Raw genomic sequence first — 21,836 nt, forward strand, 5'->3', positions numbered from 1 at the left:
TTCAGTCGAAGGCAACCTGACGCCCGGGTTAATTCGGTCATCTGGCGCTGGCTCTGGCACTGGCGCTCCGTATAATGCGGGAGTCGCCACTTTTATTGGTTTTAACGGATTGGATATGACTGAACAGCAGCCTGTTGCAGTGCTTGGAGGCGGAAGTTTCGGCACCGCCGTGGCGAATCTGCTGGCGGAAAATGGCGTCGGGGTCCAGCAATGGATGCGTGATCCCGAGCAGGCCGAGGCCATGCGTACCAACCGCGAAAACCCGCGTTACCTGAAAGGGGTGAAAATTCACCCCGGGGTCGACCCGGTCAATGATTTACTGGCCACGCTGCAAGCGTGCGAGCTGATCTTCGTCGCCCTGCCGTCCAGCGCCCTGCGCAGCGTGTTGGCACCCCATGCGCAATTGCTGCGAGGCAAGATGCTGGTCAGCCTGACCAAGGGCATCGAGGCGCAAAGCTTCAAGCTGATGAGCCAGATTCTTGAGGAAATCGCACCAGAGGCGCGTATTGGCGTGTTGTCGGGGCCGAACCTGGCCCGTGAAGTGGCCGAGCATGCGCTGACGGCCACGGTGGTTGCCAGCGAAGACGAAGCGCTCTGCCAGCGTGTGCAGGCCGTGTTGCACGGGCGTACCTTCCGTGTTTACGCCAGCAACGACCGCTTTGGTGTCGAGTTGGGCGGGGCGCTGAAAAACGTCTATGCAATCATTGCCGGCATGGCCGTGGCGCTAGGCATGGGCGAGAACACCAAAAGCATGTTGATCACCCGCGCACTGGCGGAGATGACTCGCTTTGCAGTCAGCCAGGGCGCCAACCCGATGACCTTTCTCGGGCTGGCCGGCGTCGGTGACCTGATCGTCACCTGCTCCTCGCCCAAGAGCCGCAACTACCAGGTCGGTCATGCCCTGGGCCAGGGGTTGAGCCTGGACGAGGCCGTCAACCGTCTGGGCGAAGTGGCCGAAGGCGTCAATACGCTCAAGGTGCTCAAGGTCAAGGCGCAGGAAGTGCAGGTTTACATGCCGTTGGTTGCCGGCTTGCATGCAATTTTGTTCGAAGGCCGGACCTTGACCCAGGTGATCGAACTGCTGATGCGCGCGGAACCGAAGACCGATGTCGATTTCATCTCCACCAGCGGTTTCAACTAACTACAGGAGTAAGACATGAACCCATCCCCGAACCCGTCCCAGCGCGAATCAATCATTTTGCGTGCGCTGTGGATGCTGGTGTTCCTGGTGGTCTGGCAACTGGCCGAGCTGCTGCTTGGCGGCCTGGTGCTGGTGCAACTGATCTATCGCCTGATCTATGGGGCGCCGAGCGCCAGCCTGATGAATTTCGGTGACAGCCTCAGCCAGTATCTTGCGCAGATCGGCCGTTTCGGCAGCTTTCACAGCGACCAGAAGCCCTGGCCGTTCGCCGACTGGCCGGCCCCGCGTGAGCCTGAAGGCGAAGCCGCGCACAGCGTGCCGCCCGCGCCGCACCCGGTGCGCGACGAAGAGCCCAAGCTGTGAAGCTCTGGGTGCTACGCCATGGCGAGGCTGAACCGCACGCCGCAAGCGATGCAGAACGTCGCCTGACTGCGCATGGCCGTGAGCAGGCTTTGCGCAGTGCCGCGGTATTGCTGGGCCAGCCCTTGCAGATGATCGTTGCCAGCCCGTACGTGCGCGCCCAGCAAACCGCCGGGCTGGTGCACGAAGCACTGGGCTTCGATAAACCGCTGCACACCGTGCCTTGGCTGACCCCGGACACCGACCCGCAGCACGTCATCGCCGAGCTCGACCGCCTGGGCCTGGACAATGTCTTGCTGGTCAGCCATCAGCCGCTGGTGAGTTGCCTGGTGGGGATGCTCGAGAAGGGGCGTCCGCAAGGGCCGCCGATGTCCACGGCCAGCCTGGCAGAGCTCGAAGGTGACTGGCCACTGGCGGGGCTGATGTCCCTGCGCTCGCTCTTCCACCCTTGAGCGGGGCTTGAACCCGGCGCCGACTGTCCGCTGATCGACCTGATGCTTATATCGGTTGTCGATCAGTGGCGAGCTTGTTAGCGTTCGCCCCTGTCGTGGGCAAGGTGGCCCTGGGGATCGAGCAATGAGCAGTAGTTGTCCGCAATTGGCCTATTCGGCGAATCTTCAACCCGCGCTAGATAAGGTGCAAGGCGGCCAGGCCCTGGATTTTGCCGAGTACCGGGTGCTCCAGGACAGTGCCGACGCCAAGCTGGATTACCTGCTACGCAAGTTTGAAGGCCAGTACGAGCTCGAGCAGCTTCGCCAGGCCAGTGTGCGCATGGCGCATTTACTGCAGTCCAGCTGCCTGGCACTGGGTCGACTTGAGCTTGACCCTGAAGACAGGCGCCGAGCCCGTGAGGCTCTGGAACAACAACTGGCCTCCATGCAGGCGTGTTTGCGCCGTTCCATGGCCAGTTTTGGCGAGTATTGACCTGATTGCCATCGGCGATGGCTTTTACGAACATTGCCGGTTCCCGGCCGCTTGCAGACAATGGCCCATCACTCCCCTCTGGACAGGCGGTCATGTCGCAGCAAATCTTCTTTGCCCATGCCAACGGATTCCCTTCGGGAACCTATGGCAAGCTGTTTGCCGCGCTGGCGCCTGATTACCAGGTGTTTCATTTGCCGCAGCATGCCCACGATCCGCGCTTTCCCGTCGATGCCAACTGGCAGAACCTGGTGGATGAGCTGATTCATCACCTGCAACAGCAACCAGAACCGGTGTGGGGCGTGGGGCATTCGCTCGGTGGCGTGTTGCACCTGCATGCGGCGCTGCGCTGTCCGCAGTACTACCGGGGTGTGGTCATGCTGGATTCACCTGTGCTGACCCGGGTTGATCAGTGGGTGCTGCAAGCGGCCAAGCGTCTGGGCTTTATCGACCGCATTACCCCGGCCGGGCGTACCTTGGGGCGTCGTGAAGCGTTCACTGACCGTGACAGTGCCCGGGCCTATTTCGCCAGCAAGTCGCTGTTCCGCCATTTTGACCCGGAATGCCTCGATGCCTACCTGGAGCATGGCCTGCAGGCGACCGAGGAAGGCTTGCGCCTGCGTTTTGATCCGGCCACCGAAATTAGCATCTACCGCAACATACCGCACACCCGGCCGGCACCGGCCAAGCGCCTTCAGCTACCGTTGGCCATGGTGCGAGGCAGCAGCAGCCGGATCGTCCGCCAGCATCACGCCCTGGCAGTACGCAGCATGCCCCGGGGGGAGTACTACAGCCTGCCGGGTGGGCATATGTTTCCGCTGGAGCGGCCAACCGATACCGCGAGCCTGATCAAGGGGTTGTTTGACCGATGGCAGCAGGAGCCGTAATGAGCGCTGAAATGGAAGAGATTCGCTTGAACCTGGGCCACATCGAGCTGGCTGCACACCTGTTCGGCCCTGCCGATGGCGAGCCGGTGATTGCCTTGCACGGCTGGCTGGACAATGCCAACAGTTTTGCCCGTCTGGCGCCGAAGTTACCGGGGCTGCGCATTCTGGCCCTGGACCTGGCCGGCCATGGCCACTCGCAACATCGTCCCGCCGGTGCCGGCTATGCCCTGTGGGACTATGCCCATGATGTGCTGCGGGTCGCCGAGCAAATGGGCTGGCAGCGTTTTGCCCTGCTGGGCCATTCATTGGGCGCGATCATCTCGGTGGTGATAGCCGGTTCACTGCCCGATCGTATTACCCGCCTGGCACTGATCGACGGCGTGATTCCACCCACCAGTGGCCCGCAGGATGCCGCCGAGCGCATGGGCATGGCCCTGCAGGCCCAACTGGACCTGGGCAACAAACAGAAGGCTGTACACCCCAGCCTCGACCAAGCGGTAACGGCGCGGATGCGAGGGCTGGTGGCGGTCAGTCGCGAAGCGGCCGAGTTGCTTGCCCAGCGCGGCCTGATGCCGGTGCCGGGTGGCTATACCTGGCGAAGCGACAGCCGTTTGACCTTGCCGTCACCGACCCGCTTGAGTGAAGCGCAGGCATTGAGCTTCGTTAAGCGCATTGCCTGCCCGGCCAAACTGATCGTCGCCGCCGACGGTATGCTGGCCCGTCACACCGGGCTGCTTGAGCAGCTACCCTTTAGCTATGAACTGTTGCCCGGCGGCCATCACTTGCATGTAAATGACGAGCAGGGCGCAACCCTTGTTGCAGACTGTTTCAATCGCTTCTTTGGCATTTCTTGACTTGCGGCGGGCAACTGTCGAGGCTTGGCGGGTTGAACAGGGAGACAACCATGAACAAGCAAGACACCGCAGCACTCGCTCACCAACCTGGCGCCTGCGATTGCGTGGCGCGCCTATGAACCTTACCTATTGCATCCGCACGCTGATTGCCGGGCTTGGCTTACTGCTCAGCGCGTCGTCGCTGGCCGAAGGATTACCGGTGCCTGTCGATGCCAAAGTCGTCGATGAGCGCCCGGCACAGGTGCAGGAGCGCGTCTATCCGTTGGGCGGCCTGCGCAAAATCAGCAACCAGCTACGGGTAGAAGGCAAGATTGAAAGCCGCGGCCAGGTCAGCTCCGTTACTTACGAGCTGCCGCGTGAGCGTAGCGCCAACGAAGCCTTCACCGCTGCGCGTGAAGCGCTGCAGAAAGACGGCGGCTATCCGCTGTTCTGGTGCCAGGCACGTGATTGCGGCGAAAACAGCCTGTGGGCCAATGAGGTGTTCAAGAACCGCCAGCTCTCGGGCTCGGACGAACAGCAGGCGTTCATTCTGTTGCGCCGCTCCGCCGAGCAAAGCAACACCCTGGTTTCGCTGTACAGCATTACCCGCGGCAACAAGCGGGCTTACCTGCATGTCGAGGAATTTGTTGCTGACGCGCCGCTCGGCGAGTTGTTGCCTACACCTGCTACGGTACTGCGCGAACTGCGGGATACCGGCAAGCTCGACTACCCTGATCTCGTAGGTGAACCGTTGCCGGCCTGGGTAACCTTGCTTGGGCGCAGCCTGAACCTGGACAGCACGTTGCGCGTGAGCCTGAGCGGTGCCCAGGCTGAGGCCTGGCGCGAGCAGCTGGGCAAAGCCGGCGTGCGCCTGGCGCGGCTTGAAGTGGGCGATGCCGAGACCGACGGTTTCCACGTCGAACTGATACGTTGATCGAGAGACATGATGCCCAACAATGACCGCCTGCTGGTTCAGATTATCCTGCTGGCGCTTCTCGGTGCCGGCCTTTGGGTGATGGCACCGTTCATGTCGGCGCTGCTCTGGGGCGCAATTCTGGCGTATGCCAGCTGGCCGTTGATGCGCCTGCTGACGCGAGTGCTGGGCGGCCGTGAAACCCTGGCTGCCGGGCTGCTGACCACCTTGTGGATACTGCTGGTGGCCTTGCCGCTGGTATGGCTGGGCTTCAACCTGGCCGATCACATTCGTGATGCAACGGCCTTCGTCCGCGACGTTCAGGTCGATGGCCTGCCAGATGCGCCGGACTGGCTGGCAGGGGTGCCGCTGGTAGGTGAACGCCTGGTGCGCATGTGGAACACCCTGGATCAGCAAGGGGCGGCAATGCTGACAACGATCAAGCCCTATCTGGGCCAGGTCGGCAACTGGTTCCTGGCCCGCAGTGCACAGATCGGCAGCGGCATGCTCGAGCTGACCTTGAGCCTGGTCTTCGTGTTCTTCTTCTACCGTGACGGCCCGCGCCTGTCGGCGTTTGTCCTGCGTTTGCTCGATCGGCTGATTGGCGAGCGCGGCGAGTATTACCTGGGGTTGGTCGCCGGTACCGTTCAGCGTGTGGTCAACGGTGTAATCGGGACAGCCGCAGCGCAAGCGATACTGGCGGTAATCGGCTTCCTGATCGCCGGTGTTCCGGGGGCCCTGGTGCTGGGTATCGTCACCTTCATGCTCAGCCTGATTCCGATGGGCCCACCGCTGGCCTGGATACCGGCCACGGCGTGGCTGGCCTGGCAGGGCGAGTACGGCATGGCGGTGTTTCTCGGCATATGGGGCACGTTCATCATCAGCGGCGTCGACAACGTGCTTAAACCCTACCTGATCAGTCGGGGCGGCAACCTGCCGCTGGTGATTGTGCTGCTGGGGGTGTTTGGTGGCTTGCTGGCCTTTGGCTTCATCGGCTTGTTCATCGGCCCGACCTTGTTGGCCGTGGCGTACAGCTTGTTGCTGGATTGGTCACGCAGCGAGCCGATGGCACCGCCGCGAACCGATTCGCGACCCTGATTCAGCGTTGCGGGGCAGCGTGCTTGACCACCGCCAGTTCCGGGTGGGCGACCAGCTTGTCGATGTGCAACTCGTCGTTGTTCATCCAGGTTTCGGTCAACACCCGGTAGTGCTCCATGTCGCGGCAACGCATGCGCAGGCTGTAGTCGAAATGCCCGCTGATCAGCTGGCAGTCCAGCACCTGCGGGCAATCGCGCACGCAGGCTTCAAAAGCCTTTTGCGATGCCCGCCCACTCTGGTTGGATAACGCCACCAGCACCAGCAGTGACAATCCTGGCGACACCCGCTGTTCGTCGATGATTGCGCTGTAGCCACGAATGATGCCGTTGCGTTCCAGCTTGCGCACCCGCTCAAGGCAGGGGCGAGGGGTGAGGTGTACCAGTGACGAGAGCTTCTCGTAGGTGATGCGGCCATCATGGCGCAGCACTTCGATGATTGCTTCGTCGATCCGGTCCAGGTGAGGCGCGGCGTGTGGGCTGTTGAACTTGGTATCCATGCAGGTTCGGCTTCACTTTGAGCGTATTCAAGGGAGACCTTGAACATGGTACGACCTTCCACGGTCAACGTCTGTATTGCCGTGAGTGCTCAGTCGGCAACCGGGCGCTGCATGATCGCCTGGCAGGGTGCGTGGGAGAGGGCTGAGGCCGCCGCGCCGAGGCGCGGCGGAGCAGGGGCTGACTAGGCGCTTTTTTTCTGGGCCTGGGCCAGCGGCTGGCGCAGCAGGGAGAACAGGTCTTTGGGGTTGTCGAGGTCTGGCACCAGGGCAGCCTCATGACCGATGTCCAGCGCCTTGGCCACGTCGAGCACGTAGCGCAGTGCCGAGTAGTCTTCCAGGGCAAAGCCGACCGAGTCGAACAGGGTGACCTGCTCAATGCTTTCACGGCCTGGCGCCTGGCCGCTGAGTACTTGCCAGAACTCGGTAGTCGGCGAGTCGGCAGGCATTTGCTGAATCTCACCTTCGATTCGGCTTTGTGGCTCGTACTCGACGATCACGCGAGCGCGCTCGACCACCTCGCGGTGCAGTTCCGTCTTGCCCGGGCAGTCACCACCGACGGCGTTGAGGTGCATGCCGGGTTCGATCATGTCTGGCGTCAGAATGGTTGCGTAGGCCTTGTCGGCCGTCACTGTGGTGACAATATCGGCGCCGCGCACGGCCTCGGCCACGGAGTGTGCGATGGTCACCTGCAACTGCGGGAACGCACTGAGGTTGGCCACAAGCTTGGCGCTGGCCCTGGGGTCCAGGTCGTACAGGCAGATTTCGTTGATGCCCAGCAGGGTGTGGAAGGCCAGGGCCTGAAACTCGCTTTGCGAGCCATTGCCAATCAGCGCCATGCGTCGGCTGTCCGGCCGGGCCAGGTAACGGGCGGCCAGGGCTGAGGTGGCAGCGGTGCGGATTGCGGTGGTCAGGGTCATTTCGCTGAGCAGTACCGGCGCGCCGGTATCCACGTCACCGAGGGCGCCGAAAGCCATCACCGTCAGCATTCCGCGCTGGGTGTTCTTCGGGTGGCCGTTGACGTACTTGAAAGCGTACAGGTTGGCGTCGGAGACCGGCATCAACTCGATCACGCCATCGGGCGAATGGTTGGCCAGGCGCGGGCATTTCTCGAAGTCGTTCCAGCGCAGGTAGTCCTCACGGATGTACTCGGCCATTTCGCTGATGCAGGTGCTTAACCCTTTGAGCGCAACCAGGCGGCTGAGGTCGGTCACATCGATATAGCGGGTCATGATGAACTCCTTTGTTATTGGCATCGAGGTAGCCTGCATCCAGTTGCAGTGTCTTTATTGTCGATGAAAGTCAGGAGCCGTCTGGGCTGAAGTAAGGTGGGATCACAGCCGGTTAAGCTGAAAAGGGCGCTATAACAGCAGAATCGGCTGTCTGGCGCGGCGATTGTTCAGCCGTTTACCGGCCCTTGCGTCTGCAGGCGTTTGTAGAGGGTGGTACGGCTGATGCCAAGGTCGCGGGCGAGGGCCGAAACGTTGCCTTTGAGCGCTTGCAGGCGCAGGTTGAGGTCCCCGGTTTCAGGTACTGCAGGTGATGTGTCCGGTGCGGGTGCCGGCAGTTCAACGAAGAAGCTTTCCGGCAAGTGCTCCAGTGCAATGGCCTGCTTTCCAGCCAGCGCCAAGGCCACCTGCAGGGTGTTGGACAGTTGGCGCAGGTTCCCCGGCCACGGATGTTGCAGCAGCTGCAGCAGTACCTTGCTGTCCAGGTGGGGTGGTGAATCGGCGTCGCGATAGTGCTGGTGGATTTGCTCGATCAGCGCGAGGCGATCATTGCGTTCGCGCAGCGGCGGCAAGTTCAGGCTGAGCCCGGCAATGCGGTAGTAAAGGTCTTCGCGAAAACGGCCCTGACGTACCAGGTCGGGCAGGTTCTGGTGGGTGGCGGAAAGCACGCGGATGTCCACCGGCACCGGCTCGGCGCTACCCAGTGGCTGGATGCTGCGTTCCTGAAGAAAGCGCAGCAGGCGTGCCTGGGTCGAGAGTGGCATGTCGCCGATCTCGTCGAGAAATAGAATGCCCTGGTCTGCCTTGCGGATCAGGCCGGGATTGCCCTTGTGGTGGGCGCCGGTGAACGCACCTTTCTCGTAGCCGAACAGCTCCGATTCCACCAGCTCGGCAGGAATCGATGCGCAGTTCACCGCAATCATCGGCTGGCTGCGACGACTGCTGGCGTCGTGCAGGGCCTTGACGAAAACCTCTTTGCCAACCCCGGTTTCACCCTGGATCAACACCGGGATGTTCTTTTCCAGCAGCAGCCCGGCCTGGCGCAGGGCCTTGGTTATCCGTGGGTCGCAGTCAGCGGACGTTCGGTTGCTCGCTGTCGATGGGCTGGTCAGCGGTTCATGCAACAAGCAGTGAAAGCGGTTGCGCCCGGTCACCTGGACGGGAAAAGGATGCCCCACGGCATGTTGCAATAACGCCGACAGCGGCATCTGGAACAGCTGCTCAAGAGTGTGGTGCAGGGCGGGCTCACCGAGCAGGCTGTCCGCCCGTCGATTGGCGGCGAGGATGCGGCCGCGGTCATCGAACATCAACAATCCAGCCCACTGGCTGTCGAGGTTGTTTGAACCGGTATTGAAACTCAATTGACGGTGTTGCCCGGCGTACCGCGCGATGATCAGGCGGTTCTCCAGGCTCTGGCTCATCATCCGCACCATGCCCAGGGTTTGCGAGGCGGGCAGGTAGCTGTCGCTGGACACGTCCAGCACGCCGATCAGGCGGCGTTCTGCGTCAAACAGTGGCGCAGCGGCGCTGGCCATGTAGCGGTTACGCTTGAGGAAGTGCTCATCCTGACCCACATGCACCGCCTCGCTACAGGCCAGGGCGGTGCCGATCGCATTAGTGCCTACTCCGTGCTCAAGCCAGCGGGCACCGGCGACGAAGCCGTGTTGCTGGCGTGGGTCGATGAAGCGGCGGGTGCCCCAGGTTTGCAGAAGCTGGCCCTGGTCATCGCTGAGCATGATCAGGAAACTGGAATTGCCCAGCAGGTGATTGAACTGCGGGATCACCTCATCACCCGTGGTGCGCATGAGTGCGTGCTGGCGCTCGAGCAGTTCACTGAGGCGGGTAGCAGGCAGCTCACCGAAGTCGGGTGCGGACTGGTGCTCGAGACCGTAGTCCCGACAGCGCGCCCAGGAGTCCTGGATCAGTTGGGCATGGGATGCAATGGAGACGGCCATGGGCGTTTCCTCTGCCAGCGTTGTCGTTTTTGTGTGATCCAGTGTTGTTCAGTCCTGTTCATTGTCAATGCCGGGGCTGTTCAGGTGTTCAGCAGTGACTGTTCATTTGTGTTCAGCAATGAACCGCTACTTGCTGCAGTAAAAGAAAAAACAGCGCTGCGACAAGCACTTGTCGATTGCGTTCAGCACTGGCACGAATCTGGCTCTACAGCGAAGGCCTGTCCGATAACAACAATCAGGGCCGCCCTATGTCGCTTACGCTGGAGCATGTCAGCCGCACCGTCGACAACCAGCGCTGGATTGTCGATGCCAGTCTCAGTTTCGAGCCGGGCTCGTTCAATGTCCTGCTCGGTCGGACCTTGTCCGGCAAAACCAGCCTGATGCGCCTGATGGCCGGGCTGGATCGTCCTGATCAAGGGCGTGTGCTGATGAACGGTGTCGATGTCACAGGCAGGCCGGTGCGACAGCGCAACGTGTCGATGGTCTATCAGCAGTTCATCAACTACCCGACGCTCAGTGTCTACGAGAACATCGCCTCACCGCTTCGTCAGGCGCGCATGGGCGAACAGGAAATTCGACACAAGGTGCATCAGACGGCGCAAATGCTCCGCATCGAGCCCTTTCTGCAGCGCCTGCCGCTGGAGCTGTCCGGCGGCCAGCAGCAGCGCACGGCCATGGCCCGGGCGCTGGTCAAGGACGCCGAACTGATCCTTTTTGATGAGCCGCTGGTCAACCTTGACTACAAGCTGCGCGAAGAACTGCGCCAGGAGATGCGCGAGCTGTTCGCGTCCCGGCATTGCATTGCCGTCTACGCCACCACCGAGCCGAACGAGGCCCTGGCGCTGGGCGGTACCACCACCATTGTTCATGAAGGCTGCATTGTGCAAAGCGGTGCGACCGCCCAGGTCTATCACCAGCCGCGCACGGTGCTGGCTGCCGAGCTGTTTTCCGAACCGCCGATCAACCTGATTGCCGGGCGTATCAGCGGTAATGAAGTGAGTTTTGCCGGGGCGGTGCACTTTGCCATGAACGCCGACCTGCGTCGCATCGGCGACGGCGAGTACCGCTTTGGCGTGCGGCCCAGCCATATCAGCCTGGTACCGTCCAACGACGATGACCTTGAGCTGGCGGTGCTGGTGGAACTCGCGGAAATCAGCGGTTCGGAAACCTTCCTGCATGTGCGCAACGAGCATTTTCGCATCATCCTGCACTTGTCCGGCGTGCACGAGTATCACGTCGATGCAGCGATCCGTGTGTTTATTCCGACCCACAAGCTGTTTGTCTTCGACAGTGCCGGCGTGCTGGTGCAGGCGCCGAGCGCGCGTGAAGCGAGGGTCGCCTGATGGCCGAGATTCGACTGCAGCAGCTGGCCCACAGTTACAGCCGCAGTCCTGGCAGCGCGGACGACTATGCCTTGCATGAGCTGGAGCATGTCTGGGCCCAGGGTGGCGCCTATGCCTTGCTCGGGCCCTCGGGGTGCGGCAAGTCGACGTTACTCAACATCATTTCCGGGCTGCTCAGCCCGTCGCAAGGCCAGGTGTTGTTCGATGGCAAGGTGGTCAACGAACTGTCGCCGCAGGCACGCAATATCGCCCAGGTTTTCCAGTTCCCGGTGGTCTACGACACCATGACGGTGTTCGACAACCTGGCCTTTCCCCTGCGCAATCAGGGAATGGACGAGACGCGGGTACGCAGCAAGGTGGAAGAGATCGCCGAGGTACTCGAGCTTGGCCCGGCGTTGAAAAAAAAGGCGCGCAATCTCAGCGCCGATGAAAAGCAGAAAGTCTCCATGGGCCGTGGACTGGTGCGCGACGACGTCTCGGCGATCCTCTTCGACGAACCGCTGACGGTGATCGACCCGCATCTGAAGTGGAAGCTGCGGCGCAAGCTCAAGCAGATTCATGAGCAGTTCAACATCACCATGATCTACGTGACTCACGATCAGTTGGAGGCCTCGACCTTCGCCGACAAGATTGCAGTGATGTACGGCGGGCAGATCGTCCAGTTCGGCACACCGCGGGAGTTGTTCGAGCGGCCGCGGCACACCTTTGTCGGCTATTTCATCGGCAGCCCGGGAATGAACCTGATCGATGTACAGCAGCAACCAGGGGGCGTCGGTTTCGGCGGGGTTCACCTGCCGCTGCCAGAGGCGCTGCAGCTGCGTGTGGCCCAGACACCGGCTGCGCGCTTGCAGGTCGGTATCCGCCCCGAGTTCGTGCAACTGCGCGAGTCGTCGTTCGATGATGCCTTCAGTGCCCGGGTGGTGGACGTCGAGGATCTCGGTACCTACCGGATCCTGACCCTGGAACTGGACGGTGTGGCCCTCAAGGTGCGCCTCGGAGAGGATCGCGTCGTCCCGCAAGGCCAGGCCTGGATCAGTTTTCCGGCGCAGTGGCTGATGCTGTATGCCGACGACGTTCTGCTGGAGGCAGCACCATGAACAAAGTGCCCAACAACAAGGCGTGGTGGCTGGTGCTGCCGGTGTTCCTGCTGGTGGCGTTCAGTGCGGTGATACCGATGATGACCGTGGTCAACTATTCGGTGCAGGACATTTTCGACCAGTCCAGCCGCTACTTCGTCGGTGCCGACTGGTATCGCCAGGTGCTGCAGGATCCTCGTCTGCATGACTCGTTGCTACGCCAGTTCGTGTATTCGGGTTGTGTGTTGCTGATCGAGATTCCGTTGGGCATTGCCATTGCCCTGACCATGCCGACCAAGGGGCGCTGGTCGTCGCTGTGCCTGATCGTCATGGCCATCCCGCTGCTGATTCCGTGGAACGTGGTCGGCACCATCTGGCAGATTTTCGGCCGTGCCGACATTGGCCTGCTCGGGGCATCGTTGAACCGGCTGGGGATCAGCTACAACTATGCGGCCAACACCATGGATGCCTGGGTCACGGTGCTGGTGATGGATGTCTGGCACTGGACTTCACTGGTGGCGCTGCTGTGTTACTCGGGTTTACGGGCGATCCCGGATGTCTATTACCAGGCTGCGCGTATCGATCGTGCTTCGGCCTGGGCGGTGTTCCGGCACATCCAGTTGCCGAAGATGAAGAATGTGCTGCTGATTGCCGTGATGTTGCGCTTCATGGACAGCTTCATGATCTACACCGAGCCCTTTGTGCTGACGGGCGGCGGGCCGGGTAACGCCACCACCTTTCTCAGTCAGACCCTGACCCAGATGGCGGTAGGGCAGTTCGACCTGGGCCCGGCCGCAGCGTTTTCGCTGGTGTATTTCCTCATCATCCTGCTGGTGTCGTGGCTGTTCTATACCGCCATGACCCATGCCGACAAAGACTAGGAGGGCAGCCATGAATCCGCGCAAAACGCTGCCCCTTTTGCTGTACATCCTGTTTTTGCTGGTGCCGATCTACTGGCTGCTGAACATGTCGTTCAAGAGCAACACGGAAATTCTCGGCGGCTTGACTCTGTGGCCGCAGAATTTCACTTTCGACAACTACCGGGTGATTTTCACCGACCCCAGCTGGTACACCGGCTATATCAACTCGTTGTATTACGTCTGCCTGAACACGGTGATTTCCCTCAGCGTGGCGCTGCCCGCGGCCTATGCGTTTTCGCGCTACCGCTTTCTGGGCGACAAGCACCTGTTCTTCTGGCTGCTGACCAACCGCATGGCGCCGCCGGCGGTGTTCCTGTTGCCGTTCTTCCAGCTGTATTCATCCATCGGCCTGTTCGACACCCACATCGCCGTGGCACTGGCGCACTGCCTGTTCAACGTGCCGTTGGCGGTGTGGATTCTGGAGGGCTTCATGTCCGGGGTGCCGAAGGAAATTGATGAAACTGCCTACATCGATGGTTACAGCTTCCCACGGTTCTTCGTGAAGATTTTTGTGCCGCTGATTGGCTCGGGCATCGGCGTCACGGCGTTTTTCTGCTTCATGTTTTCCTGGGTCGAGCTGCTGCTGGCGCGCACCCTGACCTCGGTCAATGCCAAACCCATCGCGGCGGTGATGACCCGCACGGTGTCAGCCTCGGGTATCGACTGGGGCGTGCTGGCAGCTGCCGGCGTGCTGACCATCCTGCCGGGCATGCTGGTGATCTGGTTTGTCCGTAACCATGTGGCCAAGGGCTTTGCCCTCGGCCGGGTCTGAGGAGGCGCGCAATGGACTGGATGGCCTGGACCTTGCCGACGGCCGTGTTCTTCAGCGCGATCGGCTTGCTACTGGTGGGCATGACGCTGTTCGAATTGCGCCGGCCGTGCGTGGAGCGCCGTGGCTTTCTGCCCATTGCCGCGACGCGCGGCGATCGGCTGTTCATCGGGCTTCTGGTCAGTGCCTATCTGCACCTGCTGGTGATCGGGGTCAGCGACTGGAATCTCTGGGTGGCCTCGCTGCTGTCGGTGGTGTGGCTGTTGGTGGTGATGCGCTGGGGTTAGCCGAACAGGTTCGGTCAGGCTCCATGGGAATACTCAATCGGGAGATCACGATGTTCGACAACAACAAAAACCGGCGACATTTGACCCTGGCCGCCTTGCTCGTGCTCGGCAGTTTCCACGCCAGCGCCTGGGCCGATGCCTATGAAGACGCGGCGAAGAAATGGATTGGCAGCGAGTTCAAGCCCTCAACCCTGACGCCGGAGCAGCAACTCGAAGAAATGAAGTGGTTCATCAAGGCGTCCGAGCCGTTTCGCGGGATGAAGATCAACGTGGTGTCGGAAACCATCGCCACTCACGAGTATGAATCCAAGGTGCTGGCCAAGGCCTTCAGCGAAATCACCGGGATCAAGCTGACCCACGACCTGCTGCAGGAAGGCGACGTGGTGGAGAAGCTGCAGACCCAGATGCAGTCGGACAAGAACATCTATGACGGGTGGGTCAATGACTCGGACCTGATCGGCACGCACTTTCGCTATGGCAAGACCGAGTCGATCACCGACCTGATGGCCAATGAGGGCAAGGACTACACCTCGCCGACGCTGGATATCAAGGACTTCATCGGTATCTCCTTCACCACTGCGCCAGACGGCAAGATCTACCAGTTGCCCGACCAGCAGTTCGCCAACCTGTACTGGTTCCGGGCCGACTGGTTCGACAGGCCGGAGCTGAAGGCCAAGTTCAAGGAAAAGTACGGCTACGAGCTCGGTGTGCCGGTGAACTGGTCGGCGTATGAGGACATTGCCAAATTCTTCAGTGAGGACGTCAAGGAGATCGACGGCAAGCGCGTGTACGGGCACATGGATTACGGCAAGAAAGACCCATCGCTGGGCTGGCGCTTCACCGATGCCTGGTTCTCCATGGCCGGTGGCGGCGACAAGGGTCTGCCCAACGGCTTGCCGGTGGATGAGTGGGGGATTCGTGTCGAGGACTGCCATCCGGTGGGCTCCAGCGTTACCCGTGGCGGCGACACCAACGGCCCGGCCGCTGTATTCGCCACGCAGAAATACGTGGACTGGATGAAAGCCTACGCACCGCCGGAAGCGGCGGGCATGACCTTCTCCGAATCCGGTCCGGTGCCTTCCCAGGGCAACATCGCTCAGCAGATTTTCTGGTACACCGCGTTTACCGCTGACATGACCAAGCCGGGCTTGCCAGTAATGAACGCCGATGGCACGCCGAAGTGGCGGATGGCGCCGTCGCCGAAAGGCCCGTACTGGGAGGAGGGCATGAAACTGGGGTATCAGGATGCCGGTTCCTGGACCTTCCTCAAGTCGACCCCGGAGAAACAGCGCCTGGCGGCCTGGCTGTACGCCCAGTTCGTCACGTCCAAGACGGTTTCACTGAAAAAAACCATCGTTGGCCTGACCCCGATCCGCGAGTCCGACATCAACTCCCAGGCCATGACCGATCTTGCGCCCAAGCTCGGCGGCCTGGTGGAGTTCTACCGCAGCCCGGCGCGGGTGCAATGGACGCCGACCGGTACCAACGTACCGGACTATCCGCGCCTGGCACAGTTGTGGTGGAGCCATATTGCCGAAGCGGCAAGCGGCGAGAAGACCCCCCAAGAGGCCCTGGATGGCCTGGCGCGCGACCAGGACAAGATCCTCGAGCGGCTGGAGCGTTCCAAGGCGCAGGCGACCTGTGCACCCAAGCTCAATCCGGAGCGAGATGCCCAGTACTGGTACGACCAGCCGGGGGCGCCGAAGCCGAAATTGGCCAACGAGAAGCCCAAGGGCGAGACCGTCAGCTACAGCGAGCTGCTCAAGTCCTGGGAGGCCGCACGTAAATAGAGGTGAACACAAAACCTTGTAGGAGCTGGCGTGGCCAGCGATGAGGTCCTTCAGCCGGGCACAAAAAAACGGCACCTTCGCAGGTGCCGTTTTTGATCCCGCCATCACACCTTACTTATGCAGTTCTTCCGCCGCATACAAAGTGTTTTCCAGCAGGCAAGCCCGGGTCATCGGGCCGACGCCGCCTGGCACCGGGGTGATCCAGCCGGCGCGGGGCAGGGCGGTCTCGTAGACCACGTCACCGACCAGCTTGCCATCGTCCTGACGGTTGATGCCGACGTCGATGACGATGGCGCCTTCCTTGATCCACTCGCCTTTGATCAGGCCTGGCTTGCCAGCGGCAACCACAACCAGGTCGGCGCGGCCGACATGGCCGGCCAGGTCTTTGGTGAAGCGGTGGGTGACGGTGACGGTGCAGCCGGCCAGCAGCAGTTCCATGGCCATCGGGCGACCGACGATGTTCGAGGCGCCAACCACCACGGCGTTCATGCCGTACAGGTCCTGACCGGTGCTTTCCAGCAGGGTCATGATGCCTTTGGGCGTACACGGGCGCAGCAGCGGAATACGCTGGGCCAGGCGACCGACGTTATAAGGGTGGAAACCGTCGACGTCTTTGTCCGGGCGAATGCGCTCGAGCAGCAGCGAGGCATCCAGGTGTGCCGGCAGCGGCAACTGCAGCAGGATACCGTCGATGTTCGCATCATCATTGAGGCGGTCGATCAGGTCGGTCAGGGTCTGTTGAGTGGTCTCGCTGGGCAGGTCGAAGGCCTGGGAGATAAAGCCGACCTCTTCACAGTCTTTACGCTTGTGCGAGACATAGACTTGAGACGCGGGGTCGGTGCCGACCAGGATCACCGCCAGGCCTGGAGTACGCAGGCCTTGCTGGCGACGCTCCACGACACGTTGGGCGATCTGCTGGCGCAGGCTGGCGGCGATCGCCTTGCCGTCAATAAGGTGTGCAGTCATGACGCGTGATTAACCATCGAGAGGGAATAAAAAGAGCGCGCATTCTCGCATGAAGGGGGCCGAGGGCAAAGGCGCTTGGTCCGGGTATTCCCCTAACCCCTTAAATAAAATGAATTTTTTTCAAAAAAGAGTTGACGACCTTTCCACTCGTCTATAACATTCGTCGCACTTGTCGGGCAGAGCCTAGCACTGGTTAGCAAGGTCAGGCAGAATGAGCGGATTTGTTAGCTTGTTCGGTACGGCTAAAAGTTAATTTGTAATCGTAACAGAAAGCAGATTAAATATGCGCCCGTAGCTCAGCTGGATAGAGCATCCGCCTTCTAAGCGGATGGTCGCAGGTTCGAGTCCTGCCGGGTGCGCCAATAGGCAGCTTAGGCACAAGTAAAGCGGTAAATGCAATATGGTGGGCGTAGCTCAGTTGGTAGAGCACAGGATTGTGACTCCTGTTGTCGTGGGTTCGATCCCCATCGTCCACCCCATATTCTAAAAGGCGCCCGATGAAAATCCGGCGCCTTTGCTTTAAAAGCTTCATGCGGACGTGGTGAAATTGGTAGACACACTGGATTTAGGTTCCAGCGGCGCAAGCTGTAAGAGTTCGAGTCTCTTCGTCCGCACCATCCAAGCTTTCACGGTACTTCGCTGAAGTGCATGAAAGCCTCGAAAAAGCCGCCTTGTGCGGCTTTTTTCGTTTCTGCGGTAATGGTCTTGAATTGCGAGTAGTCGAAGCCCGCAAGGCGGGATGGTGGGCGTTATGCTGGACGATCATCACGCCAGCAACGGCAGTTGTCGGCTGCGGGCTTCGACACTCAGGCAATAATCTCAACTGCTCCGAGCAGCAGGTGGTTATTCATCTCCCGTTTGCATTACTCCCTTTGCGCCATCGTCAGCGAATTGCTCGACGGGTACCGGGGCATTGGGATGCATCGAGTGTGAACCATTTCTTCCGACTGCCTGGATGTATCCAGATGCACTGTCGGCAGCGTCGTTGCCTTCCGTTGCTGAAACCGATGTCGTCATGGCCTGGAAGTCGCCAGATTCACCCGTGGTGCTGATCCGGTTTAGCTGTTCAGATGAGTCTGCAAGCGCCGACAGGCTGGCTGCGGTTAGCAGTGCTGCAGTCATCGCGCTCAGTAGGGTGGTACTCATTGTCGTACGCCTCCGTTTAGAGTCGCACGTCAAGTTTGAACCTCGGAGCAAAAAGCGTGGCTGCAGGTGACCAGCGGCCGGTAATCAGGCTTCAGTATTCCAGGCGCCGCACCGGTACATTGCCATGCTGAAACTGCTGATAGCCGGTATAAGGAATAAGGAGGGTATCGGCTATGCCCGAGGCGGCCATATCCACAAGGATCGCCCCTGAGGACCAATGGCTACCCGATCGGGGCGGTCCGTCGAAGTTGCAGAACTGATAGGCGACGCCACTGTAGGCGCGTGGTATCGAATGACAGTTCGATTCCCATCTGGCCAGATCATCCACGGCGCCCGCTTCGTTGGTCACGGTTTTGATGGTGCCGCATCCCGTCAATCCAGCCAGCAGCAGTGCTGCAATCCATGGCTTCATATATAACGCTCTCCTTTGAATGCGACGATCATAGCGCGTCGAACGCATCAATGGGTAGAGACGGCCCGGCTACCTGGACATCCCCTCGATCACCCAGTTCAGCGATGCGGGCAGCATGGGGCCATGGCCAAGCCCGTCGAAGCGTTTGAACGTGACCTGCAGCCCCGGTACCTTCGCCAGGTCCGCGGTCAGCTCGCGGGCAGGGCGCTCGGCATCGCCTTTGCTCGGCTCGCGCGGGCGTGAAGGTTCATCGCCGCCGCGCATTACCAGTAACTGGGGTCGACTGTTGCCCAGGCGTTGCTGCAATCCGGCGGCTTCGCGCACGACTGCGCCGTCATGCCACCACAGCGATGGGCTGGCGGCGGCGTAGTCGCTGAATTCTCCCGGGCGGGTGAACAGCGCGTGCAGCACGGCCAGCCCGCCGTAGGAGTGGCCCCAGAGGGTCTGTCGGCTGTTGTCGATGGGGGCGACATTGGCAACCATCGGGCGCATGCGTTGGTTGAGCAGGTCGAAGAAGGCATCTACGCCACCACTGGGTTGCCCGGTCAGCGGGTCAAGCTGCTCGCGCTGTCCGGGCAGGTTCGGGGTGTAGTCGTAAGTCCGGGCGCTGCGTTCGATGCGCTGATCGGTCTGGTAGCCGACAGCCACCAGCAGCGGCGCCTGACCCTCGGCAAGGGTGTGCAACTGGTCGTCATTCAAGGCGCTGATGGCGGCATTGCCATCGAGCATCCAGAGCACCGGATAGCCTGCGGCAGGGGCTGGCCGGTCAGGCTTGCCGACCCACAGTTGATAGTGGCGTTTGCCATCGGCAGAACTCAGCTGGAGTGTGGTAAAGAAGTAAGCCAGGTCCTGGCGCTGCAGCAGGCTGGCGTCCATCTGCTGTGCCGGTGCCGGTTGCGCCAGGGTGATGCCTGGAACTGCCAGGGCCAGTATCCACGCTAACGCTAAGGTGCAGTTTTTCATCAGGTGTTCTCTGTAGGGGTTCCGGGCATGACCGCCGCCGGCTACGAAACCGGGCGGCGGTTTGCGGTCAGAAGGACGCGGTCAGGCTGGTGTAGAGGGTGCGACCCGGTTCGTTGTACGTGGCAGCGCCAGCCCCTTCGATGCCGGCAACGCCCTGAGCGTTGCCTGCCCGGAACAGGCGCTTGTCAAACAGATTGTCCATCCCGGTGGTGAGGCTCAAATTTTTGGTTATGGTGTAGGTACCACTTATGCCGACCAAAGCATAGGGTGAAAGTTGATCGTTTGCGCTGCCCGTCACGCGATCGCCGTGGTAATCGTATTTTTTCGGCGTTTGCTTTCCGTACCAGGCAACGCTCAGTTGCAGCGAAAGATCGTCCCTGGCCTGCCAGTCGAGCATTGAGTTGAGGGTGTAGTCCGGAGTCACTGAGAGTGTTTCGCCGGTGGTCTTGTTCTTTGACTCAAGCATGTAGGTCAGGTTGTTGTTCCAGGTCAGCTGGTCGCTCAGCGGGATGGTCAGCGTTCCTTCCAGGCCTTCTACCAGCGCCTTGGGAATGTTCTCCCATTGGTAGACCGATGAGTTGACATAGCTGCCGGTGCCACCTGAAGCGTTGCCGATGGGGCTCAGGCCAGAGTCGATCTTGTTCTTGTAGTCATTGCGAAAGTACGTAATGCCTGCGACCCAGCCATTGTTCTTGAATTCGATGCCCAGCTCTTTATTGACGCTGGTCTCGGCGTCGAGGTTTTCATTGCCTTGCAGGTAACAGCTGGTGCTCTGGCCATAACAGCCCTGGCCGCGGCTGTAGAGCAGGTAGTCTGGGTTGAGTTGATACAGGTTGGGCGCTTTGTAGGCGCGGGCGATACCGGCCTTGAGAGTGATCGTGTTGCTCAGCGCATGTGACAGGTTGAGCGATGGGCTCCAGTTGTCTCCGACAATGCTGTGATGATCGAAGCGCAAGGCTGGCGTAAGCATGGTGCCGGGCAGCAGTTCGATGTTGTCTTCGGCGAACAGCGAGACGATCTGAGCCTGCGAAGTGGTGTCGCGGCCGCTGCTGCTCAGCCCGTCGACGGCACCGCCCTCGCTGGTGCTCTGGGTGTTGGCGCTGGGGTCATCGAGCTTTTGCTGGCTCCACTCGGCGCCCAGGGTCAGAGTCTGGTCACGCCAGGCGTGCAGCGGCAGGTTGAGTTCACCATGCGCGGTGAGGTCACGCAAGGTCGAGGTATAGAAGTCGACGCTGCTGAAAATACCTTCGGTGCCGCCGGCCAAGCCTTCATTGATCCGCGAGTTGCGGGTCTTTTCATATTGCAGATAGGCCATGGAGCTGCCGAAGTCCCAGTCGCCGTTGTGGGTGAGCGCATAAGTCTCGCGGTACAGGCGGTTGGTCTCTTTGCCGAGCATGCTTTTTACGTTGGCATTGGAGTTGGTGTTCTGGGTGTCGCCGGTATAGATGTTGCCCTGGCGGCTGAAGCCGGCTTCAAGCGACAGGGTCTGCTCCGGGCTCAGGCGCCAGGTCAGTTGGCCATTGAGGTCTTTGTTGCGTACGCCTTCGCGACCGGCGGGAAGGGTGCCGGCCTGGTTGCCGGTGCGCACCGACTCATGGCCCTGGTTGATATCCCAGTCGTCGGCGTCGGTCTTGGCCACATTGCCGTAGGCGCGGAAGCTGAGGGTGTCGGTAAGCGCGCCGCTGAGGCCGAAGGTCATGCGTTTGCTAGCGCCTTCGTCGCCGTGCTGGGGAAAGTTCTGGTAAACCGTAACGTTGCCGTGGGTCTCGGGGCTGGCCTGCTTGGTGATGATGTTCACCACCCCGCCCATGGCGCCCGAGCCGTAGCGCGCTGCTGCCGGGCCGCGAATGACTTCGATGCGCTCGACCTGATCGGCCGGTACCCAGTTGGTATCGCCGCGTGAGTCACGTTCGCCGCGCCAGCCGTAGCGCACCGAACTGCGGCTGCTGACGGGCTTGCCGTCGACCAGGATCAGGGTGTTCTCCGGGCCCATGCCACGAATATCGATTTGCCGATTGTTGCCGCGTTGGCCGCTGGTCGAGTTCCCCGTCAGGTTCACCCCTGGCATGGTCCGGATGATCTGCGACAGGTCGTTGGCCGGAGGGCGCTTCTTGATGTCTTCAGCGGTGATCACCGAGACGCCAGGTGCCTGTTTGGTCTCCTCCAGCGCCGTGGCTACTACCGACTGGCTTTCCAGTTCGATGGGCTCTGGTTGGGTAGTGGCAGCCTGCACGGCGCTGGCCAGCAAGCAGCTGGACAGCAGCAGGTAAGGGGCGAGGGACAGCGGGCGGGGCGACATCTTCGGTCTCCGAAACAGCGTGCGGAAGGTAAGAG

Annotated in this window: 22 protein-coding genes and 3 tRNA genes; 17 read left to right on the forward strand and 8 right to left on the reverse strand. The window is 61.0% G+C overall.

Annotation, left to right across the window (positions count from 1 at the left end; translation table 11 throughout):
* Positions 1-115: 115 nt before the first annotated feature.
* The 8 genes from DM813_RS16725 (at position 116) to DM813_RS16760 (ending at position 6,153) form a co-directional block, all read left to right on the forward strand.
* A complete protein-coding gene (locus DM813_RS16725) occupies positions 116-1,141 on the forward strand; it encodes an NAD(P)H-dependent glycerol-3-phosphate dehydrogenase (protein ID WP_128324497.1) in 1,026 nt (341 codons plus the stop codon).
* A 15-nt stretch (positions 1,142-1,156) separates the two neighbouring features.
* Positions 1,157-1,504 (forward strand): DUF4389 domain-containing protein, encoded by a 348-nt coding sequence (locus tag DM813_RS16730; RefSeq protein WP_128324498.1) that lies wholly within the window; start codon positions 1,157-1,159, stop codon positions 1,502-1,504.
* A complete protein-coding gene (sixA, locus tag DM813_RS16735) occupies positions 1,501-1,953 on the forward strand; it encodes a phosphohistidine phosphatase SixA (protein WP_128324499.1) in 453 nt (150 codons plus the stop codon). Before DM813_RS16730 ends, sixA begins: the two co-directional genes overlap by 4 nt.
* A 124-nt stretch (positions 1,954-2,077) precedes the next feature.
* The gene (locus DM813_RS16740) at positions 2,078-2,425 is read left to right on the forward strand and encodes a hypothetical protein (RefSeq protein ID WP_128324500.1); all 348 of its coding nucleotides are present in this window, start codon (positions 2,078-2,080) and stop codon (positions 2,423-2,425) included.
* A 92-nt stretch (positions 2,426-2,517) separates the two neighbouring features.
* A complete protein-coding gene (locus DM813_RS16745; RefSeq protein ID WP_128324501.1) occupies positions 2,518-3,309 on the forward strand; it encodes an alpha/beta fold hydrolase in 792 nt (263 codons plus the stop codon).
* Positions 3,309-4,163 carry an alpha/beta hydrolase gene (locus DM813_RS16750; protein WP_128324502.1) on the forward strand — a complete coding sequence of 285 codons (855 nt, stop codon included), beginning with the start codon at positions 3,309-3,311 and terminating at the stop codon, positions 4,161-4,163. The genes DM813_RS16745 and DM813_RS16750 overlap by 1 nt, the downstream gene beginning before the upstream one ends.
* A gap of 115 nt (positions 4,164-4,278) precedes the next feature.
* Positions 4,279-5,076 (forward strand): DUF4892 domain-containing protein, encoded by a 798-nt coding sequence (locus tag DM813_RS16755; RefSeq protein WP_128324503.1) that lies wholly within the window; start codon positions 4,279-4,281, stop codon positions 5,074-5,076.
* 12 nt (positions 5,077-5,088) lie between these two features.
* Complete coding sequence (locus DM813_RS16760; RefSeq protein WP_128324504.1) at positions 5,089-6,153, forward strand: AI-2E family transporter; 1,065 nt, start codon at positions 5,089-5,091, stop codon at positions 6,151-6,153.
* 1 nt (position 6,154) lies between these two features.
* Here DM813_RS16760 and DM813_RS16765 read toward each other — a convergent pair whose 3' ends face one another.
* From DM813_RS16765 to DM813_RS16775, 3 genes are all read right to left on the reverse strand, one after another.
* Entirely contained in the window at positions 6,155-6,649 is a 495-nt protein-coding gene (locus DM813_RS16765) for an Lrp/AsnC family transcriptional regulator (RefSeq protein WP_128324505.1), read from the reverse strand.
* Between the two features lie 182 nt (positions 6,650-6,831).
* Positions 6,832-7,878, reverse strand: a complete 1,047-nt coding sequence (locus tag DM813_RS16770; RefSeq protein ID WP_128324506.1) for an ornithine cyclodeaminase — start codon at positions 7,876-7,878, stop codon at positions 6,832-6,834.
* A gap of 167 nt (positions 7,879-8,045) precedes the next feature.
* Positions 8,046-9,830, reverse strand: a complete 1,785-nt coding sequence (locus DM813_RS16775) for a sigma-54-dependent Fis family transcriptional regulator (protein ID WP_128324507.1) — start codon at positions 9,828-9,830, stop codon at positions 8,046-8,048.
* Positions 9,831-10,078: 248 nt separating this feature from the next.
* Between DM813_RS16775 and DM813_RS16780 the strand changes: the two genes are divergently transcribed.
* The 6 genes from DM813_RS16780 to DM813_RS16805 are packed head-to-tail and all read left to right on the forward strand — an operon-like array spanning position 10,079 to position 16,015.
* Positions 10,079-11,173, forward strand: a complete 1,095-nt coding sequence (locus DM813_RS16780; RefSeq protein WP_128324508.1) for an ABC transporter ATP-binding protein — start codon at positions 10,079-10,081, stop codon at positions 11,171-11,173.
* A complete protein-coding gene (locus tag DM813_RS16785; protein WP_128324509.1) occupies positions 11,173-12,270 on the forward strand; it encodes an ABC transporter ATP-binding protein in 1,098 nt (365 codons plus the stop codon). Before DM813_RS16780 ends, DM813_RS16785 begins: the two co-directional genes overlap by 1 nt.
* Positions 12,267-13,130 carry a carbohydrate ABC transporter permease gene (locus DM813_RS16790; RefSeq protein WP_128324510.1) on the forward strand — a complete coding sequence of 288 codons (864 nt, stop codon included), beginning with the start codon at positions 12,267-12,269 and terminating at the stop codon, positions 13,128-13,130. The genes DM813_RS16785 and DM813_RS16790 overlap by 4 nt, the downstream gene beginning before the upstream one ends.
* A 10-nt stretch (positions 13,131-13,140) precedes the next feature.
* On the forward strand, positions 13,141-13,941 hold the full coding sequence (locus DM813_RS16795; RefSeq protein ID WP_128324511.1) for a carbohydrate ABC transporter permease: 801 nt from the start codon (positions 13,141-13,143) through the stop codon (positions 13,939-13,941).
* Between the two features lie 11 nt (positions 13,942-13,952).
* On the forward strand, positions 13,953-14,225 hold the full coding sequence (locus DM813_RS16800) for a DUF2160 domain-containing protein (RefSeq protein WP_128324512.1): 273 nt from the start codon (positions 13,953-13,955) through the stop codon (positions 14,223-14,225).
* A gap of 50 nt (positions 14,226-14,275) precedes the next feature.
* Positions 14,276-16,015, forward strand: coding sequence for an ABC transporter substrate-binding protein (locus DM813_RS16805; protein ID WP_128324513.1), 1,740 nt, complete (start codon positions 14,276-14,278; stop codon positions 16,013-16,015).
* A gap of 111 nt (positions 16,016-16,126) precedes the next feature.
* Here the strand turns inward: DM813_RS16805 and folD are convergent, their stop codons facing one another.
* Positions 16,127-16,981, reverse strand: coding sequence for a bifunctional methylenetetrahydrofolate dehydrogenase/methenyltetrahydrofolate cyclohydrolase FolD (gene folD, locus DM813_RS16810; protein ID WP_128324514.1), 855 nt, complete (start codon positions 16,979-16,981; stop codon positions 16,127-16,129).
* Between the two features lie 285 nt (positions 16,982-17,266).
* Here folD and DM813_RS16815 point away from each other — a divergent pair.
* The 3 genes from DM813_RS16815 (at position 17,267) to DM813_RS16825 (ending at position 17,598) form a co-directional block, all read left to right on the forward strand.
* Positions 17,267-17,343, forward strand: a tRNA-Arg gene (locus DM813_RS16815).
* Between the two features lie 41 nt (positions 17,344-17,384).
* Positions 17,385-17,460 (forward strand) — tRNA-His (locus DM813_RS16820).
* A gap of 53 nt (positions 17,461-17,513) precedes the next feature.
* Positions 17,514-17,598 (forward strand) — tRNA-Leu (locus DM813_RS16825).
* 226 nt (positions 17,599-17,824) lie between these two features.
* Here DM813_RS16825 and DM813_RS16830 read toward each other — a convergent pair.
* From DM813_RS16830 to DM813_RS16845, 4 genes are all read right to left on the reverse strand, one after another.
* Positions 17,825-18,127, reverse strand: coding sequence for a hypothetical protein (locus DM813_RS16830; RefSeq protein WP_128324515.1), 303 nt, complete (start codon positions 18,125-18,127; stop codon positions 17,825-17,827).
* A gap of 91 nt (positions 18,128-18,218) precedes the next feature.
* On the reverse strand, positions 18,219-18,539 hold the full coding sequence (locus DM813_RS16835; protein ID WP_128324516.1) for a YceK/YidQ family lipoprotein: 321 nt from the start codon (positions 18,537-18,539) through the stop codon (positions 18,219-18,221).
* Between the two features lie 69 nt (positions 18,540-18,608).
* A complete protein-coding gene (locus DM813_RS16840; RefSeq protein WP_128324517.1) occupies positions 18,609-19,502 on the reverse strand; it encodes an alpha/beta hydrolase in 894 nt (297 codons plus the stop codon).
* A 67-nt stretch (positions 19,503-19,569) separates the two neighbouring features.
* A complete protein-coding gene (locus DM813_RS16845; protein WP_128324518.1) occupies positions 19,570-21,801 on the reverse strand; it encodes a TonB-dependent siderophore receptor in 2,232 nt (743 codons plus the stop codon).
* Positions 21,802-21,836 lie beyond the last annotated feature (35 nt).

Origin of the sequence: Pseudomonas alkylphenolica, assembly GCF_004025535.1 — a bacterium.
In the GTDB taxonomy this organism is placed as follows: Bacteria; Pseudomonadota; Gammaproteobacteria; order Pseudomonadales; family Pseudomonadaceae; genus Aquipseudomonas; species Aquipseudomonas alkylphenolica_A.

Coding starts and splice junctions, on each gene's coding strand:
- DM813_RS16840 (WP_128324517.1), bottom strand. CDS start 19,502: ATGAAAAACTGCACCTTAGCGTTAGCGTGGATACTGGCCCTGGCAGTT.
- DM813_RS16800 (WP_128324512.1), top strand. CDS start 13,953: ATGGACTGGATGGCCTGGACCTTGCCGACGGCCGTGTTCTTCAGCGCG.
- DM813_RS16755 (WP_128324503.1), top strand. CDS start 4,279: ATGAACCTTACCTATTGCATCCGCACGCTGATTGCCGGGCTTGGCTTA.
- DM813_RS16750 (WP_128324502.1), top strand. CDS start 3,309: ATGAGCGCTGAAATGGAAGAGATTCGCTTGAACCTGGGCCACATCGAG.
- folD (WP_128324514.1), bottom strand. CDS start 16,981: ATGACTGCACACCTTATTGACGGCAAGGCGATCGCCGCCAGCCTGCGC.
- DM813_RS16770 (WP_128324506.1), bottom strand. CDS start 7,878: ATGACCCGCTATATCGATGTGACCGACCTCAGCCGCCTGGTTGCGCTC.
- DM813_RS16830 (WP_128324515.1), bottom strand. CDS start 18,127: ATGAGTACCACCCTACTGAGCGCGATGACTGCAGCACTGCTAACCGCA.
- DM813_RS16780 (WP_128324508.1), top strand. CDS start 10,079: ATGTCGCTTACGCTGGAGCATGTCAGCCGCACCGTCGACAACCAGCGC.
- DM813_RS16790 (WP_128324510.1), top strand. CDS start 12,267: ATGAACAAAGTGCCCAACAACAAGGCGTGGTGGCTGGTGCTGCCGGTG.
- DM813_RS16775 (WP_128324507.1), bottom strand. CDS start 9,830: ATGGCCGTCTCCATTGCATCCCATGCCCAACTGATCCAGGACTCCTGG.
- DM813_RS16760 (WP_128324504.1), top strand. CDS start 5,089: ATGCCCAACAATGACCGCCTGCTGGTTCAGATTATCCTGCTGGCGCTT.
- DM813_RS16845 (WP_128324518.1), bottom strand. CDS start 21,801: ATGTCGCCCCGCCCGCTGTCCCTCGCCCCTTACCTGCTGCTGTCCAGC.
- DM813_RS16805 (WP_128324513.1), top strand. CDS start 14,276: ATGTTCGACAACAACAAAAACCGGCGACATTTGACCCTGGCCGCCTTG.
- DM813_RS16740 (WP_128324500.1), top strand. CDS start 2,078: ATGAGCAGTAGTTGTCCGCAATTGGCCTATTCGGCGAATCTTCAACCC.
- DM813_RS16785 (WP_128324509.1), top strand. CDS start 11,173: ATGGCCGAGATTCGACTGCAGCAGCTGGCCCACAGTTACAGCCGCAGT.
- DM813_RS16730 (WP_128324498.1), top strand. CDS start 1,157: ATGAACCCATCCCCGAACCCGTCCCAGCGCGAATCAATCATTTTGCGT.
- DM813_RS16745 (WP_128324501.1), top strand. CDS start 2,518: ATGTCGCAGCAAATCTTCTTTGCCCATGCCAACGGATTCCCTTCGGGA.
- DM813_RS16835 (WP_128324516.1), bottom strand. CDS start 18,539: ATGAAGCCATGGATTGCAGCACTGCTGCTGGCTGGATTGACGGGATGC.
- DM813_RS16725 (WP_128324497.1), top strand. CDS start 116: ATGACTGAACAGCAGCCTGTTGCAGTGCTTGGAGGCGGAAGTTTCGGC.
- DM813_RS16765 (WP_128324505.1), bottom strand. CDS start 6,649: ATGGATACCAAGTTCAACAGCCCACACGCCGCGCCTCACCTGGACCGG.
- DM813_RS16795 (WP_128324511.1), top strand. CDS start 13,141: ATGAATCCGCGCAAAACGCTGCCCCTTTTGCTGTACATCCTGTTTTTG.